The sequence below is a fragment of the Pelagibacterium sp. genome (assembly GCF_035555455.1).
Lineage (GTDB): Bacteria > Pseudomonadota > Alphaproteobacteria > Rhizobiales > Devosiaceae > Pelagibacterium.
The window spans coordinates 1-16,208 of the sequence record NZ_DATMGM010000011.1 but is presented as its reverse complement, the minus strand read 5'-3'; the positions used below and the strand labels follow the sequence as shown (position 1 = coordinate 16,208).

Here is a 16,208-nt window from a genome sequence, read left to right as displayed (position 1 = left end):
AATACTGGACGTTTGCGCTGTCGCTGATGCTGTTTTTCGGCATCATCTGGCTGTCGTCCTTTCCCAAGGTGAGCGGCGAGGCCGGGCCAGCGGGCCGGCAGGCACAGGCGTTCATGGCCGATCCGCATTTCGCGCAGGTGTCCGATACGGTGATGGGACGGTGTGCGATGTGCCACGCCAATGAGCCGTTCTGGGAGGGAGTGGCGCTGGCGCCCAAGGACGTAAAGCTCGACACGCCGGAGAGAATCGCCGAGCACGCTCGGGAGATCTACATTCAGGCGGGGCGCTCCGATGCGATGCCGCCGGGCAATGTGTCGATGATGACCCAGGATGAGCGGGAGCTGATGGTGGTGTGGTATCAAGCGGTGACGGGGGAGCGGGGCCTGTGAGCGGAAAAATCCTGCGCGGACGGGTGCTGACCTTTGTTTCCGAACCGACGGGGCCGGACGATCACGCCAGCTATCGCTATATCGAGGACGGGGCCGTGGTCATCGACGCGGGGCGCATCGTTTCGGTGGGCGAATGGAACGACGCGCTCAAACTCGCCGCGCCGAAGGCCGAGGTGATCGACCATCGGCCGGGGCTGATCGTGCCGGGCTTTATCGATACTCATATCCACTATCCGCAAATGCAGGTGATCGGGTCCTACGCCAAGGACCTGCTCGAATGGCTCAACACCTATACGTTCATCGAGGAACAGCGGTTTGCCGATGCGAGCCATGCGGCGCGGATTGCTTCGGCCTTTTGCGACGAGCTGGTGCGCTATGGGACGACCACGGCGGCGGTCTATTGCACGGTGCATCCGCAATCAGCGGAGGCGTTTTTCGCCGAGGCGCAGCGGCGCGATATGCGCATGATCGCCGGGAAGGTGATGATGGACCGCAATGCGCCCGAAGCGCTGTGCGACACGCCCCAGCGCGGCTATGACGAGACGGTGGCACTGCTGGAGAAATGGGACGGGGTGGGGCGGCTGAGCTATGCGATCACGCCACGCTTTGCGCTGACTTCGACACAAGAGCAGATGGAAATGAGCCAGGACCTGGTGCGGCGGTTTCCCGATGCGTATGTGCAGACCCATGTGAATGAGAGCATCGGCGAGATCGAATTCGCGCGCGAGCTCTATCCCAACATGATCGACTATCTGGGGATTTATGAGCATTACGGCTTGCTCGGGCCCAAGACATTGCTGGGCCACTGCATCCATATGAACGACCGCGAAATTGCTGCGATGTCGGAGACGGGAACGGTGGCGGTGTTCTGCCCGACATCGAACCTGTTCATCGGCTCGGGGCTGTTTGACCGGGCACGGATGATGGCGGGCAATGTGCGCATCGGGGTTGCGACCGATGTGGGCGGGGGCACCAGCTTTTCCATGCTGCGCACCCTCGATGAGGGTTACAAGGTGCTGCAATTGGGTGGGCAGCGGCTGTCGCCGATCGAAAGCTTTTTCATGATGACCCTGGGCAATGCGCGAGCGCTGTCTCTGGAACACACGATCGGTGTGCTGGAGCCGGGGGCAGAGGCCGATATCGTCGTGCTCGACGCACATGCGTTGCCGCATATGGCGCTCAAGATGGAACGGGTGGAAACGCTGTCCGAGGAATTGTTCCTGCTCCAGACCTGCGGCGATGACCGGGTGGTGGCGGAAACCTATGTCGCGGGCGAGGCGGCGAAGGCTCGGCTGAATTAGTCTTTTGCTTCTCCTCCGGGGGATGGATGCCCGGCGTGTGCGAAAACCACCTTCGCTGTCGATAGCGGAACCTCTGCGCACCTTTCTCCCCTTTTGGGGACGAGGGGGCTTCTGGGGCAAGGTCGCGGTGGGGGCGCCAAAATAACCGCAGCCTTCCCGCATGGCGGAAGTGTTTTGCGCAACGGCTTGGCGGAGCGCGGTCGGACCGCTATCGATCTGGAAATGATAAGGAGTTTCCCATGGGCAATTATGTGATCCGGTCCGGTTTGCAGATCGATGCCGTGTTGGCCGATTTCATCGAGCAAGAGGCGCTGGCCGGGCTCGACGTGGCCTCCGATACGCTCTGGAACGGATTTGCGGGACTGGTTTCGGCCTATATGCCGGGCAATCGCGAATTGCTCGATATCCGCGACGCGATGCAGGCGCGGATCGACCATTGGCATCGGGAGAACGGGCCGGTGGCCAACGACCCGGCGGGGTATGAGGCGTTTCTGCGCGAGATCAGATATATCGAGGACGAGCCGGAGGATTTCCGGATCGAAACCGAAAATCTGGACCCGGAGATCGCCACGCTGAGCGGACCGCAGCTGGTGGTGCCGGTGTCCAACGCCCGCTATGCGCTCAACGCCGCCAATGCGCGCTGGGGCAGCCTGTATGATGCGCTATACGGCACCGATGCGATTTCGCGCGAGGGCGATCTGGCGCCGGGGGCGGGATACAATCCGGCGCGCGGGGCCGAGGTGTTTGCGCGGGCGGCGGGTTTCCTCGACGAGGCGTTTCCGTTGCTCGGGGTCAAGCATGGTGAAGCGACGCGCTACGGCGTGGACGAAGCCGCCGATGGCGCGCGGCTGGTGATCGAAACCCCGGACGGACCGGCGAAGCTGGCCGATCCGGCAGCGTTTGTCGGCTATGCCCGGGATGGCGAAAAACTGCGTATCCTGCTGCGCCATCACGGCTTGCATATCGAACTGGTGATCGATGCCAACCATCCGATCGGCAAGACGCATCCGGCGCATCTGGCGGATGTGATCGTGGAAAGCGCGCTGACCACGATCCAGGACTGCGAGGATTCGGTTGCGGCAGTCGACGCCGAAGACAAGGTCGGCGTCTATCGCAACTGGCTCGGGCTGATGAAGGGCGATCTGGAAGACACCTTTGAAAAGGGTGGCCGGACGGTAACCCGCAGGCTCAACACAGATCGCAGCTATACGGCGCCGGATGGATCGGCGCTGACGATGAAGGGCCGCGCGCTGATGCTGGTGCGCAATGTGGGGCATTTGATGACCACCGATGCGGTGCTCGATGCCGACGGCGTGCCGATCGGCGAGGGCGTACTCGACGCGCTGGTGACGACGCTGTGCGCCATGCACGACCTTAAAAATCGCGCCAACTCGGCGGCGGGCTCGATCTATATCGTCAAGCCCAAGATGCACGGGCCGACCGAGGTGATGTTTGCCTGCACGGTGTTCGGAGAGGTGGAAAAAATCCTCGGGCTGCCGCACAACACCATCAAGATCGGCATCATGGACGAGGAACGCCGCACATCAGCGAATCTCAAGGCCTGCATCCATGCGGCGCGCGAGCGGGTGTTTTTCATCAATACCGGGTTCCTCGACCGTACGGGGGACGAAATCCACACCTCCATGGAGGCGGGACCGGTGCTGCCCAAGGATCAGGTGCGCTCGGAGCGCTGGCTGGCGGCCTATGAGGACCGCAACGTGACCATCGGCATTGCCTGCGGGCTGCCGGGGCGGGCGCAGATCGGCAAGGGCATGTGGGCAAAGCCCGATGACATGGCCGACATGATGGAGCAAAAGATCGGCCATCCCAAGGCGGGGGCCAATTGCGCCTGGGTGCCATCGCCCACGGCGGCAACGCTGCACGCGCTGCACTATCACCAGGTGGATGTGTTCGAGGCGCAGAAGCGCCGGCACAATGAGCCGATTCCGACGCTGGGCGAGCTGTTTTCGATGCCGGTGCTCGATCCGGCCACGCTGACGGGGGAGCAGATCCAGCGCGAACTCGACAACAACGCGCAGGGCATTCTGGGCTACGTGGTGCGCTGGGTCGATCAGGGCGTGGGGTGCTCCAAGGTGCCCGACATCAACGATGTGGGCCTGATGGAAGACCGCGCCACCTGCCGGATTTCCTCGCAGGCGATTGCAAATTGGCTGTGGCACGGGGTGACCAATCAGGACGCGGTGGTGGCCACCTTCACGCGCATGGCCAAGGTGGTCGATGAGCAGAATGCGGGCGATCCGGCCTATGAGCGGATGAGCGACGACCCGGAAGCTTCCATTGCGTTTCAGGCGGCATTGGAACTGGCGCTGCGCGGCACCGAACAGCCTTCGGGCTATACCGAGCCGATCCTGCATGCCAAGCGGGCGGAAAAGAAGGCGGCGGAGTAGGGGCGTTGTTGCTTGGCGTGGGCGCGGTGTTTCCGCTGGGGGCGGGGGCGGGGGCGGGGGCGGCGACAGAGCCGCAACTCTGCCGGTTACTGGATCCCGGGTCTTTGCCCGGGATGACGAAGGTGGGTGGGGAGGCGCTGGGTAAAATATCGAGCTCTCAGGGGCCTGAAACCGATCACAGGAATGGCCAGCCCCAATGGGTCATCCCGGGCGAAGACCCGGGAACCAGTATGTGCCAGCGGTGAGGAAGGAACACAATTACGGAGGGGGGAAGCACCACCGTGGCTGGGGAGCAGAAACTCACAGCACCCTCATCCGTCTGGCCCTTGGGGCTTGCCACTTTCACCCTCAAGGCGAGAAGGAGAGCTGGGGCGGCGGTGAGGAAGGGGCCGCAAGCTCTGTCGGTTACCGATCCTGGGGCCTTGCCCGGGATGACGAAGGTGGGTGGGGAGGCGCTGGGTAAACCAGCTCTCAGGGACCTGAAACCGATCACACGAATGGCCAGCCCCAACGGGTCATCCCGGGCGAAGACCCGGGAACCAGTATGCGCCAGGGGGTGGGGTAAGAACGCAAGCGCGGCTCCCACAGGGGGAGGGAATGGCCCAGCTAGTTCTCTAGCCCGCTGGGGGTGGGAATTTGCGATCACGGCGGGCGCGGCGCCAGAGTTTCCAGCGGCGCTCGCTGCGCAGGACGAGACCGTTGAGGGGGCGTTGAAGGAACGGCAGATCGATGGATAGCAGCAGCAGACCGAGCGGCAGCATCCAGAGGCCCAGAACGGGGAGGAATGACAGCAATCCGCCCAGGAGCAACAGGATGCCCAGAGGAACGCGGATGAAGATGGCGCGGGGCTGGCGCAGCCGATAGAGCACCTTTCCGATGCGCGGAAACCTTGATTCAATCCGCAGGAACAGGCGTTCGAGGCGGGTGCGCTCTTTGGTCATGGGCAATCAGATAAGCGGAAAATCGGCAAGATCAAGCCAGGCCACGAAGAGGGGACGGGCCGCTCAGCGCACGAAATCGAAGGCGTCCACATCAAACAAGCCGCGATCGGTCATTTTCAGATGCGGGATGACCGGAAGGGCGAGGAACGAGACCTGCAGGAACGGCTCGGGCAGGGTGCAGCCAAGCGCCTTTGCGGCCTCGCGCAATTGCCGCAGGTGGCCGGTGACGATTTCGAACGGTTCGGTGCTCATCAACCCGGCGATGGGGAGGGCGAGGTCGGCGAGGATTTCCCCTTCGCAGGCCACAGCAAAGCCGCCGCCGATCTCGATCAGGCGGTTGACGGCGAGAGCCATGTCCTCGTCGGTGACGCCGATGACGGTGATGTTGTGGCTGTCATGGCCCACAGACGAGGCGATGGCGCCGCGCTTGAGGCCGAACCCTTTGACGAAGGCGCGGCCGATATTGCCATTGATGCCGTGACGCTCGACGACCGCCACCTTGATGACATCGGCCTCGGTATCGGGCTTGAGGCCCATATCGTCGGACGCGAGCGCCGCGCTTTCGCGGTAGGTGAGAATGAGGCCGGGCTTGACGCCGATCACCGGGACTTCGTTATGGCCGGGGTTGGGGGCAGTGATGAAAGCGGACGGCGACACCGGGTTTGCCTTCATCGATTGCAGGCCCACCGGGGCGACCGGCGCGCGGGTGTGCCAGATATCGTCAGTGACGGGGCGACCGCCGGAGATGACGCCGGACACGCGGCACGCCTCAAGATCATCGAGCAGCGCAATGTCGGCCCGCCAGCCGGGGGCGACATGGCCCCGATCGCTCAGCCCGAAAATGCGGGCGGCGGAATGGGAGGCGGCGCGATAGACGTGATGCACGGGGCGGCCAAGGGCGATCAGCCGCCGGATGGAATTGTCGAGATGGCCTTCCTCGGCGATATCGAGGGGGTTGCGATCATCGGTGCACAGCGCAACGAAGGCGGAGGTGTTCTCGTCGAGGATTTCGGCGAGGGCGTCGAGGTCTTTTGAGACCGAGCCTTCGCGGATGAGGATCGCCATGCCCTTGGCGAGTTTTTCGCGCGCTTCTCCGGCACTGGTCGCTTCATGATCGGTGCGGATGCCGGCAGCGAGATAGCCATTGAGATCGGCCCCGCGCAACAGGGGGGCGTGGCCATCGAGGTGGCGGTGCTGGAAGGCTTCGAGCTTGGCGAGAATGGCGGGATCGGCGTTGAGGACGCCGGGGAAATTCATCATTTCCGCAAGCCCGATCACCTTGGGATGATCGGCGAAGGGCAGTAAATCGTCGATTTCGAGGCGGGCGCCGGCGGTCTCGAACGGGGTGGCGGGCACGCAGGACGAGAGGTTGATCCGGATGTCCATGATGGTGCGCTCGGCACTGTCGAGGAAATAGCGGATGCCGGTGGCGCCCAGAACGTTGGCGATCTCATGGGGATCGCAGATCACCGTGGTGACGCCGTGCGGGAGCACGCAGCGGTCGAATTCGTGCGGGGTGACCAGCGAGGATTCGATATGCAGATGAGTGTCGATGAACCCGGGAACGGCAAAGCGTCCGGCCCCATCGATTTCGGCCTTGCCTTCATAGCGCCCGTGGATGCCCACGATGCGATCGGCGACGATGGCGATGTCGGTGTGGGTGATCTCGCCGGTGATGATATCGAGGCGGCGGACGTCGCGGATGACCAGATCGGCGGGCTCAAGACCGCGTCCGGCGCGAATCATGCGGGCGAGGGTGGCGGCGTCGGTCATTGGCTGGGTCCTCGATGGGCTCGGAAAAGTCGCTCTGGCAACCATGCTAGAGCAATTCCCGATCTGATTGAATCAGATCAGTTGCTCTAACGTGCTATTGGCGAAGCCTCGCCAGCATTTGTTGCAGGTGATCCTGGCCGCCGAAATAGAGGGCGAGGATGCGGATGGTGGCGTCTGGCTCGCGTATGTCGAACCAGACGATGGTGCGGCCCAGAGTGACATGGCGGAGGCCGGGCATGATTTCAGGATGCAGCGTGCCGATATGGGGCGTACGGGTCAGGCCCTCGATCTCGGCGCGGATCGCCTGTACGCGTCGTTCGGCGTGATCGATGGCATCGGCGGCGGATTCGCCGAAGGCAGTGTAGCTGTCGAAGAGAAAGTCGAAAATGAGCTCGAAATCGCGTTCGGCGGCAGCCGAAAAGCGTATCTCAAACGCCATGTAGGCGCCGCTTGTGGCTGGCGATATCGGTGATGGCGGTTTTCATGGCATCGCCGGGCACGAACTGGCCCTGCCGCCGCTCTTCGATAAGGAGGCGCAGCGCCTCAATGCCGGTTTCCTCGCCGCGGGTTTTTTGGCGCAGGAGTTCAACCCCGTGCTGAAGTGCGGCGCTGACGCTGGGGTAATGCCCGTTCTCGACGAGATGGCGAATGAAGGCATCCTGCTGGTCGGTCAGGGAAATGGAGGATTTGACGCTCATGGCGGTCCTGCCTTTCGTGGAATAGGAAAGTACGACCTGGTAGCATAATGTCAAGGGCGGCGGTGGAATGGAACGCGGCGGCATTGCTGCCGCCGCGCTTGTTGAGTGTGCAGGCTTTACTGCGGAAGCTGGTCGTCCACGCCTTCGACGTAGAAGTTGAGGCCGAGCAGGGTGCCGTCGTCGGCGACTTCGCCATCGGCGAGCCACTGGGTGCCGTCCTGGCGGTTGATCGGGCCTTCATAGATGACCAGATCGCCCGAGACGATGGCCGCTTCGGTCTCTTCGGCCAGGGCCTTCACGTCATCGGGCATGTTGGTATAGGGCGCCATGGTCAGGATGCCGTCCTTGAGGCCGAGCCAGACGTTCTGCTCTTCCCAGGTGCCATCGAGGATGGCCTGTACGCGGTCAATGTAATAGGCCTCCCAGCTGTCGATGATGGCGGTGAGCTGGGTTTCCGGCCCAGCCGCGATCATATCGGAGGCCTGGCCGAAGGCTTTTACGCCACGGGCGGCGGCTTCCTGAATGGGGGCGGTGGAGTCGGTGTGCTGGGTGAGGATATCCACGCCCTGATCGAGCAGCACCTTGGCAGCGTCGGCTTCGAGCCCCGGGTTGTGCCAGTCATTGACCCAGACGACTTTCAGCGAGAAGTCGGGATTGACGGACTGTGCGCCGAGGATAAAGGCGTTGATGCCAAGGATCACTTCGGGGATCGGAACCGAAGCGATATAGCCAGCGACGCCAACTTCAGAAACCGAGGCGGCGATGACGCCCTGGATATAGCGGCCTTCATGGAAGCGCGAATTGTAGGCGCTCATGTTGGGCGCGGTCTTGTAGCCGGTGGCGTGCTCGAACAGCACATCGGGGAAGCGCTCGGCCACGGCCAGGGTCGGGTCCATGAACCCGAACGAGGTGGTGAACACGATATCGCAACCCGAACGGGCCATGCGCTCGATGGCACCCTCGGAGCTCGATTCAGGGATGGATTCCACATAGCGCGTGGTGACCGCATCGCCGAAATGCGCCTCGACCTTCTGGCGGGCCACGTCATGGGCCTGAGACCAGCCGCCATCATTGGCGGGGCCGACATAAACAAAACAGGCTTCGACCGAATCCTGCTGGGCGAACGCGGCGGGCACAAGCGTCAGGCTGAGCGCAGTGGCCGTCGCAAGGCTGGTGAGAAGTGCTTTCATGAGGTCCTTCCTCTATTTTCCCCTGGTTGGATCAACGGTCCGGCACAAAGCTCTTACCGAGCGAGGCCGGGGTATCGAGCAGCGTCAGACGCCGATTTTGCGAGATGAGAACGAGAACCACAATAGTGGCAACATAGGGCATGGCCGACAGGAACTGGGACGGGATGGCAATCCCCAGCGCCTGGGCATGCAACTGGCCGATGGAGACCGCACCGAACAGATAGGCTCCCGCCAGCACCCGCATGGGGCGCCACGACGAAAACACCACCAGCGCCAGCGCGATCCAGCCGCGTCCGGCGGTCATGTTTTCAGTCCATTGCGGGGTATAGACCAGCGACAGGTGCGCCCCGGCCAACCCGGCGCAGGCACCGCCGAACATCACCGCGAGATAGCGGTATCTGATGACCTTGATCCCCAGCGCGTGGGCCGAATGGGGGTTGTCGCCGATGGCCCGTAGCTTCAGGCCCTGCCGGGTGCGGAACAGGAACCAGGCGACACCGAACACCAGCGCGATGGAAATGTAGAAGATGATGTCCTGCCCGAACAACAGCCGTCCCACGATCGGCAGGTCGGTGAGGCCGGGAATGTTGAGGACCGGCATCCGGGTCGAGGACCGCCCGATATAGGATTCGCCCAACAGCCCCGAGAGGCCCAGCCCGAAAATGGTGAGCGCCAGACCGGTGGCATACTGATTGGTGGCCAGCGAGAGCACCAGAAAGGCGAACAGGAGCGAAAGCGCAACCCCGAACAGCACGCCGATCAGCGCGCCGATGAACGGGTTGCCGGTGACGATCATACCCATGAAACCGCCAACGGCGCCCATGATCATCATGCCTTCAACGCCCAGATTGAGAACGCCGGAGCGTTCGACCACCAGTTCGCCGAGCGCGGCGAGCAGCAGCGGGGTCGATGCGGTGGCGATGGTGATGAGAATGGCTTCAAGCATCGGCGGTGCTCCCCGTGCTGCGTGGGGTGCGAACGAGGCGGATCCGGTAATGGATCAGCGTGTCACAGGCGAGGATGAACAGCAGCAGAGACCCCTGAAAGACCCGGGCAACCTTGTCGGAAAGGCCCAGCGTGATCTGGGCCGCTTCGCCGCCCAGATAGGTGAGCGCCAGAACGAGGCCCGCGACGATGACGCCGAGGGGATTGAGCCGGCCCAGAAACGCCACGATGATGGCGGCAAAACCATAGCCGGGGGAAATGGACGGCCGCAATTGCGCCGCTGCGCCCGAGACCTCGATGATCCCGGCAAGACCGGCGCAACCGCCGGCCAGAAGGAAAGAGAAATACACCATCTTTTTGGCGTCGAACCCGGCGAACCGCCCGGCGCGCGGGCTGGTGCCCAGAACGCGGATTTCGAAGCCCTTGAGGGTGCGGCTGAGCATGACCCAGATGCCGATGGCCACCACAACCGCAATAACGAAGCCCCAATTGGCGCGGCCATCCATCGGCATCAGCTCGGGGAGCCGGGCAAAGGAGGGGAAGCGCACGGATTCGGGGAAGTTCATGCCATGGGGGCTGCGCCACGGACCGCGCACCAGATAATCGAGGATCAGCTCGGCCACATAGACCAGCATCAGGCTGACGAGGATTTCATTGGTGTTGAAGCGGGCCTTGAGCAGCGCCGGAATGCCAGCCCACAACGCCCCGCCGACAATGGCGAACAGCATCATGAGCGGGAGGATGAACGGGCCGCCCATATCGGTGAACAGCACCGGGAAGATCGAGCCGGCCAGCGCGCCCATGATGAACTGGCCTTCGGCCCCGATATTCCAGTTGTTGGACAGGTAGCAGACCGACAGGCCTGCCCCCATCAGGATCAGCGGAGATGCCTTGATCAGCAGTTCGTGGATCGACCACAATTCGGTGAGCGGTTCGACGAAATAAACATAGAGCGCTTCGAACGGGTTTTTCCCGAGGACCGCGAACATCAGTGCGCCGGTGATCACGGCCAGCGCCAGCCCGATCAGGGGGGACAGAAAGCGCAGGGCCCGCGAAGGATTGTCCCGCTTGATCAGTTCCAGCCTCATGCGGGCTCCCCTTCGAAAATACCCGACATCTTGAGGCCGATGGCATTGCGGTTGGTCTCAGCCACCGGCTCGAATGCAGAGAGCCTTCCGCCAGCCATAGCGGCGAGTCGGTCGGTGAATTCGAACAGCTCATCGAGATCCTGGCTGATGACCAGGATGGCAGCGCCGCCAGCGGCCAGGTCCACAAGGGTCTGGCGGATGCGGGCCGCCGAACCAGCGTCGACGCCCCAGGTGGGCTGGTTGACCACGATGACCTTGGGGTCTTCCAGCACCTCGCGCCCGATGATGAATTTTTGCAGATTGCCGCCAGAGAGCGCCTGCGCCGCCGGGTCAGACGCGCTTTTGCGCACATCGAGGCGGCTGGTGATGCTGTCGAGCAGGATGCGGGCGCGGCCCCGATTGAGAAAGAAGCCCGAGCGCAGGCCCGAATTGACCCGATAGCGGGTGAGGATGACGTTTTCGCTCAAGGGAAGCGAGGGCACGGTGGCGTGGCCAAGCCGCTCCTCGGAAATGAATACGGCACCCATGGAACGGCGGGCGGAAATGCCGTCATGGCCGACATTGCGGCCAAACAGCTTGACCTGCTCGGGCCGGTCGGAGAGGCGTTCGCCGGAAATCGCATCGAACAATTCGCTCTGGCCGTTACCGGCAATCCCGGCAATGCCGACGATCTCGCCGGGGTAGATATCGAGCGAAACATCCTTGAGGGGCGTGCCGAAAATATCGCGGGCCTCGACGGAAAGGCCGGAAACCGAAAGCAAGGGTTCCGCCGAGACCGGGCGCGCCCTGGCGGGGCGAATCTGGTGAATGTCGGCCCCGACCATCATGCGGGCAATCGAAGCAGCGGTTTCATCGCGCGGGATGCAGGTGCCGACCACCTTGCCATGGCGCAGGATGGTGGCGCGTTCGCACAGGGCGCGCACTTCCTCAAGCTTGTGCGAGATATAAAGAATGGCCTTGCCCTCGGATGCCAGCTTGCGCAGCACGGCAAACAGGTCCTCGACCTCCTGCGGAGTGAGGACCGATGTGGGCTCGTCCATGATGACCACATCGGGGTGGCCCAGCAGGCAACGCACGATTTCGATGCGCTGGCGCTCGCCGACCGACAGATCGTGGACATGGGCGTTGGCCTTGAGCGGCAGGCCATATTCGCGCGAAACGGATTCGAGTTCGGCGGCCACCGTGCGCAGGGGCTGATCTCCCGGCAGCGCGACGGCAACGTTTTCGGCAACGGTGAGCGCGTCGAACAGCGAGAAATGCTGGAACACCATGCCGATGCCCAGTTGGCGGGCATGAGCCGGGCTGGGAATGGTCACCGGCTGGCCGCGCCAGATGATTTCACCGGCATCGGGTTGCAGCGCGCCGTAGAGCATCTTGACGAAGGTGGATTTGCCCGCGCCATTTTCGCCCAGCAAGGCGTGGATTTCGCCCGGGAAGATTTCGAGATCGACCGCGTCGTTGGCCTTGAAGGACCCGAAGGATTTGGTGAGCCCCTTGAGGACGAGGATTGGTTCGGGGCCGGATACGGTCATCTGCTCGCCAAATTTAGACCAATTGGACAAAACACTATGTCGCCACACTTGCCGACAGGCAAGACCGTTAGAAGGTCCGCGCGCCAATGTTGAGTGCTATTTTCGATTTGCCCACAGACAGAAGGGGTTGTGCGGAACGCTGGAGGCGCCAGCAGCGTTAGGCAATGACGGGTTGCCACGCGACCCGGACGGGAACGCAGCAGACGAGGGATGCAGCCATGACCAACGACAAGCACGATTTGAACACGACCGAAATGCGGCAGGGCAACAGCCGGATGATGAATTCACGCGCGCTGGTGTGGGGCACCATCGCGGTGGTCATCGCGTTGGGACTGGTGCTCTGGTTCAGCTTTGCCACCTATGATGACACCGACACCACGGTGGGCGGAGGGCTGACGCTGGATGATGTCCAGACCCAGGACGACGCGGTGGGTGGCGATGCGCAGCCTGCACCGACACCGCAAGAGGAGGCCGCAGAGGCAGTGGAGACGCCTGCTCCGGCCGCGACGCCCACTCCGGCGCAGGGACCGGCACCCGAACAGGCTCAGCCCGGCGCGGTCGAGGCACCGGCGGGGCCGGGGACGCCGCCTGCTGGACAATAGGACTGCGCCGATCAGGCGGGGCGGCGCATCGCCACGGAATTGCGCAGGATCAGTTCGGCGCGCAGCAGGATTTCGCGTCCGGATGGCGCTTCGCCTTCGAGCATGGCCAGCAACAGGTCCATGCTTGCCTCGCCGATCTTGAGGCGGGGCTGCTTCATGGTGGTCAGTGAAGGGGTGACGAAGCTGGCAAAGGAAATGTCGTCAAAGCCCATGATGGAAAAATCGCGGGGCAGGGTATAGCCGCGCGCGGTGAGCGCGATGATCACCCCCAGCGCGGTGGCGTCGTTGACGCAGAAGAAGGCGCTGGGCAGGCGATCGCGCACGAACATGCGCTCGGTGGCGGCGCGGCCGCTTTCGGTGGTGCCATCGGCCTCAAGCACGAAGCGGGGCTCGACGGGCAGCCCGGCGGCCTGCATGGCGGTGCGAAAGCCGGTTTCGCGCAGTTTTGCGACGACTCGCCCCGACGATTGGCCGATAAAGGCGATATCGCGGTGGCCCTGGCTGACCAGGTGATCGGTCGCGACCCGCGCCGCCTCCACATTATCGACGCCGACAAAGGGAATGGCCGCATTGGCGATGGGCTCGTTGACCGCCACCATCGGCGGCAGACGGGCGGCGGGATGCGCCTGGGCGAGGCCGAAGGGAAGATGGCCGGTCAAGAGCACGATGCCATCGGCCTGATTGGAGGAAATGAAGCGCAGATAATCGGTTTCGCGGGTGGGGTCGTGACGGGTATTGCCGATCAGAACGCCATAGCCGCGTTTGGAGGCTTCGGTTTCCAGCCCGACAAGGATGTTGGAGAAGTTGGGGTCGCCCACATCGGGGGCGAGGATCAGGATCATGTTCGAGCGGCGGGTGCGCAGATTGCGCGCCATCGCGTTGGTCGTATAGCCGGTCTGTGCAACGGCCTCGATCACCTTGCGGCGCGTGGAATCGGCGACCTTGCCCGGTTCGTTGAGTGCGCGCGAGACCGTGGCGATGGACACGCCGGCAAGCTGGGCCACATCCTCGATGGTTGCTGGTTTGACGGCGCTCAAGAAAGTCCCCCGTGCCGGTCCGGAATAGGTCTCCGGGAGGCGGCTTGTCCACTGGATGCGGGCGGGCGCGACGCGCCCGACATCGGCGCAATGGTTTAAACAGATCAGTGGTTGTGTAAACCTTTACATGCAGAATGAAAAGGTTTACATACTTCGCCCATAAGGGAGGAGCCGCGGGGCAATGCGGCCCGAACCGGGGGGAGGAGAGGTGATGGCGGAATCCGCCAATGCGCCGCATATTCTTGCAGCCAGCAGGATATCGAAGAGCTTTGGCGAAGTGCCGGTGCTGTTCAGCGTCGATTTCGACGTGCGGGCAGGCGAGGTCCACGCGCTGATCGGGGAAAACGGCGCGGGCAAATCCACTCTCATCAAAATCCTTTCTGGCATAGAACAACCCACGTCCGGCACGATCCTGCTCGATGGGGAGCCAATCCGCCTGCCGCCCAATGGCGAAGCGGAAGCGCTCGGCATCGTGGTCATCCATCAAGAACTCAACCTCGCGGAACATCTGACGGTGGCCGAGAGCATTTTCCTCGGGCGCGAATGGACCCGGTGGGGATTTTTGCGGCGCGGGGACATGCTGGCGGAGGCGCAGCGCATCCTCGACAGCCTGCATGTTGCGATCAATCCCAACGCGCGCATCAACAGCCTGTCGGTCGCCGACAAGCAGATGGTGGAAATCGCCAAGGCGATCAGCCGCGATGCGCGGGTGCTGATCATGGACGAACCGACAGCGGTGTTGACCTCGGCGGAGACCGATACGTTTTTCGAACAGGTGCGCCGGTTGCGCGACAAGGGTGTCGCCATCGTCTTCATCTCGCACAAGCTCGATGAGGTGATGGCGCTTTCAGACCGCATCACGGTGTTGCGCGACGGGCAATTGATCGCGACCGTTGATACGGGCGAACTGACCCCGGATTCGATTGCGGAAATGATGGTGGGGCGGGAGTTGTCCAACCTCTATCCGCCCAAGCACGAACCCGATGTCGACGCGCCGGTGGTGCTGGAGGTCGAAAGGTTGAGCACGGCGGGCGCGCGCAATGTGTCGTTCACGCTCCGCAAAGGCGAAATCATCGGGTTTTCCGGGCTGATCGGATCGGGGCGAACTGCGGTGATGGAGGCTATTGTCGGCCTTGCCGAACGCACGGGGGGAGCCGTGCGTGTGCATGGCGAGGTGGCAAATTTCACCTCGATCGGCGACGCGGTGAAGGCGGGGCTGGTCTATATGACCAAGGACCGCAAGGGCAAAGGGCTGCTGCTCAATATCGGGTTGCAGCCGAACCTGACACTGCTGACGCTGGCGCGGCATCTGCGCGGCGGGTTCCTCAACGACGCGAGCGAGATCGAGGCGATGGAACGGGCAACGCGGCGGTTCGATATCCGCGCCCGCGATGCTTCAGTGCGGGTGGGCCAGCTTTCGGGCGGCAACCAGCAGAAGCTGATGCTGGGCAAGGCCATGGAGACCGAGCCCGAGATCGTCATCATCGACGAGCCGACACGCGGCATCGACGTGGGCACCAAGCAGCAAATCTATCACATCATCGCGGCGCTCGCCAAAGAGGGCAAATCGATCATCGTGGTCTCTTCGGAGATGCAGGAGGTGATCGGGCTCTCGCACCGGGTGGTGGTGATGCGCGAAGGACGGCGGACCGGGATTCTGGAAGGGTCCGAGATCACAGAGGGAGAGATCATGCGTTATGCCGCAGGGCTCAAGGGAGAACGAGACGATGACCGTGCAAGCGCATGAGGGCGTGAAGCCAGCGCGGCGGCGGCTGCATGTGGATTTCCACACGCTGGGGCCGCTGGTTGCGCTGATCCTGTTGTGCCTGCTGGGCTTTGCGCTCAATCCCGCCTTCATCTCCGAGGGCAATATTTCCAACCTGCTGACCCGTTCGGCGTTTATCGGCATCATCGCGGTGGGCGGAACGTTCGTGATCACGGCGGGGGGAATCGACCTGTCGGTGGGATCGATGGCGGCGGTGATCTCAGGGGTGATGATCATCGTGATGAACGCGGCCATCGATACGCTGGGCACGGGGCTGGCAACGGTGATCCTGGGATGCGTCGCTTCGGTGGTGCTGGGGCTGGGGGCGGGCTTCCTCAACGGCTTCATGACCACCAAAGGCAAGATCGAGGCCTTTATCGTGACGTTGGGCACCATGGGCATCTTCCGCTCGCTGGTCACCTATTTCGCCGACGGGGGCACCCTGTCGCTGGCGTTCGATATCCGCGACACCTATCGGCCGGTTTATTACGGCAATCTGCTGGGCGTGCCGGTTCCGGTGGTGGTGTTTGCTCTCGTGG

Annotated in this window: 14 protein-coding genes and 1 pseudogene; 6 read left to right on the top strand and 9 right to left on the bottom strand. The window is 63.1% G+C overall.

What is annotated here, in order from left to right; translation table 11 throughout:
• The 3 genes and pseudogenes from VNS12_RS01970 to VNS12_RS01960 form a co-directional block, all read left to right on the top strand.
• A pseudogene (locus VNS12_RS01970) lies at positions 1-389 on the top strand (urate hydroxylase PuuD); the annotation flags it as partial.
• Positions 386-1,690 (top strand): guanine deaminase, encoded by a 1,305-nt coding sequence (gene guaD / locus VNS12_RS01965; protein ID WP_325486162.1) that lies wholly within the window; start codon positions 386-388, stop codon positions 1,688-1,690. The pseudogene VNS12_RS01970 and the gene guaD, both read left to right, overlap by 4 nt.
• A 239-nt stretch (positions 1,691-1,929) precedes the next feature.
• Positions 1,930-4,098, top strand: coding sequence for a malate synthase G (locus VNS12_RS01960; RefSeq protein WP_325486161.1), 2,169 nt, complete (start codon positions 1,930-1,932; stop codon positions 4,096-4,098).
• Between the two features lie 614 nt (positions 4,099-4,712).
• Here the strand turns inward: VNS12_RS01960 and VNS12_RS01955 are convergent.
• The 8 genes from VNS12_RS01955 to VNS12_RS01920 all read right to left on the bottom strand — a co-directional run bounded on the left by VNS12_RS01955 (position 4,713) and on the right by VNS12_RS01920 (position 12,265).
• The gene (locus VNS12_RS01955; RefSeq protein WP_325486160.1) at positions 4,713-5,039 is read right to left on the bottom strand and encodes a hypothetical protein; all 327 of its coding nucleotides are present in this window, start codon (positions 5,037-5,039) and stop codon (positions 4,713-4,715) included.
• Positions 5,040-5,102: 63 nt separating this feature from the next.
• The gene (ade, locus tag VNS12_RS01950) at positions 5,103-6,812 is read right to left on the bottom strand and encodes an adenine deaminase (RefSeq protein WP_325486159.1); all 1,710 of its coding nucleotides are present in this window, start codon (positions 6,810-6,812) and stop codon (positions 5,103-5,105) included.
• Between the two features lie 94 nt (positions 6,813-6,906).
• A complete protein-coding gene (locus VNS12_RS01945) occupies positions 6,907-7,251 on the bottom strand; it encodes a type II toxin-antitoxin system RelE/ParE family toxin (protein WP_325486158.1) in 345 nt (114 codons plus the stop codon).
• Positions 7,241-7,510: a ribbon-helix-helix domain-containing protein gene (locus tag VNS12_RS01940; RefSeq protein WP_325486157.1), complete on the bottom strand. Its 270-nt coding sequence runs from the start codon at positions 7,508-7,510 to the stop codon at positions 7,241-7,243. Before VNS12_RS01940 ends, VNS12_RS01945 begins: the two co-directional genes overlap by 11 nt.
• 116 nt (positions 7,511-7,626) lie before the next feature.
• Positions 7,627-8,700 (bottom strand): BMP family ABC transporter substrate-binding protein, encoded by a 1,074-nt coding sequence (locus tag VNS12_RS01935; protein WP_325486156.1) that lies wholly within the window; start codon positions 8,698-8,700, stop codon positions 7,627-7,629.
• 31 nt (positions 8,701-8,731) lie between these two features.
• Positions 8,732-9,646 carry an ABC transporter permease gene (locus tag VNS12_RS01930; RefSeq protein ID WP_325486155.1) on the bottom strand — a complete coding sequence of 305 codons (915 nt, stop codon included), beginning with the start codon at positions 9,644-9,646 and terminating at the stop codon, positions 8,732-8,734.
• Positions 9,639-10,733, bottom strand: a complete 1,095-nt coding sequence (locus VNS12_RS01925) for an ABC transporter permease (RefSeq protein WP_325486154.1) — start codon at positions 10,731-10,733, stop codon at positions 9,639-9,641. Before VNS12_RS01925 ends, VNS12_RS01930 begins: the two co-directional genes overlap by 8 nt.
• Positions 10,730-12,265 (bottom strand): ABC transporter ATP-binding protein, encoded by a 1,536-nt coding sequence (locus tag VNS12_RS01920; RefSeq protein ID WP_325486153.1) that lies wholly within the window; start codon positions 12,263-12,265, stop codon positions 10,730-10,732. Before VNS12_RS01920 ends, VNS12_RS01925 begins: the two co-directional genes overlap by 4 nt.
• 218 nt (positions 12,266-12,483) lie before the next feature.
• Between VNS12_RS01920 and VNS12_RS01915 the strand changes: the two genes are divergently transcribed.
• Positions 12,484-12,867, top strand: a complete 384-nt coding sequence (locus VNS12_RS01915) for a hypothetical protein (protein WP_325486152.1) — start codon at positions 12,484-12,486, stop codon at positions 12,865-12,867.
• An 11-nt stretch (positions 12,868-12,878) separates the two neighbouring features.
• Here VNS12_RS01915 and VNS12_RS01910 read toward each other — a convergent pair whose 3' ends face one another.
• The gene (locus tag VNS12_RS01910) at positions 12,879-13,904 is read right to left on the bottom strand and encodes a LacI family DNA-binding transcriptional regulator (RefSeq protein ID WP_325486151.1); all 1,026 of its coding nucleotides are present in this window, start codon (positions 13,902-13,904) and stop codon (positions 12,879-12,881) included.
• Between the two features lie 181 nt (positions 13,905-14,085).
• Here VNS12_RS01910 and VNS12_RS01905 point away from each other — a divergent pair, with 181 nt between their 5' ends.
• Positions 14,086-15,651, top strand: a complete 1,566-nt coding sequence (locus VNS12_RS01905; RefSeq protein WP_325486150.1) for a sugar ABC transporter ATP-binding protein — start codon at positions 14,086-14,088, stop codon at positions 15,649-15,651.
• Positions 15,632-16,208: ABC transporter permease (locus tag VNS12_RS01900; protein ID WP_414693041.1), on the top strand; the 577-nt coding region annotated here is incomplete at its 3' end. The genes VNS12_RS01905 and VNS12_RS01900, both read left to right, overlap by 20 nt.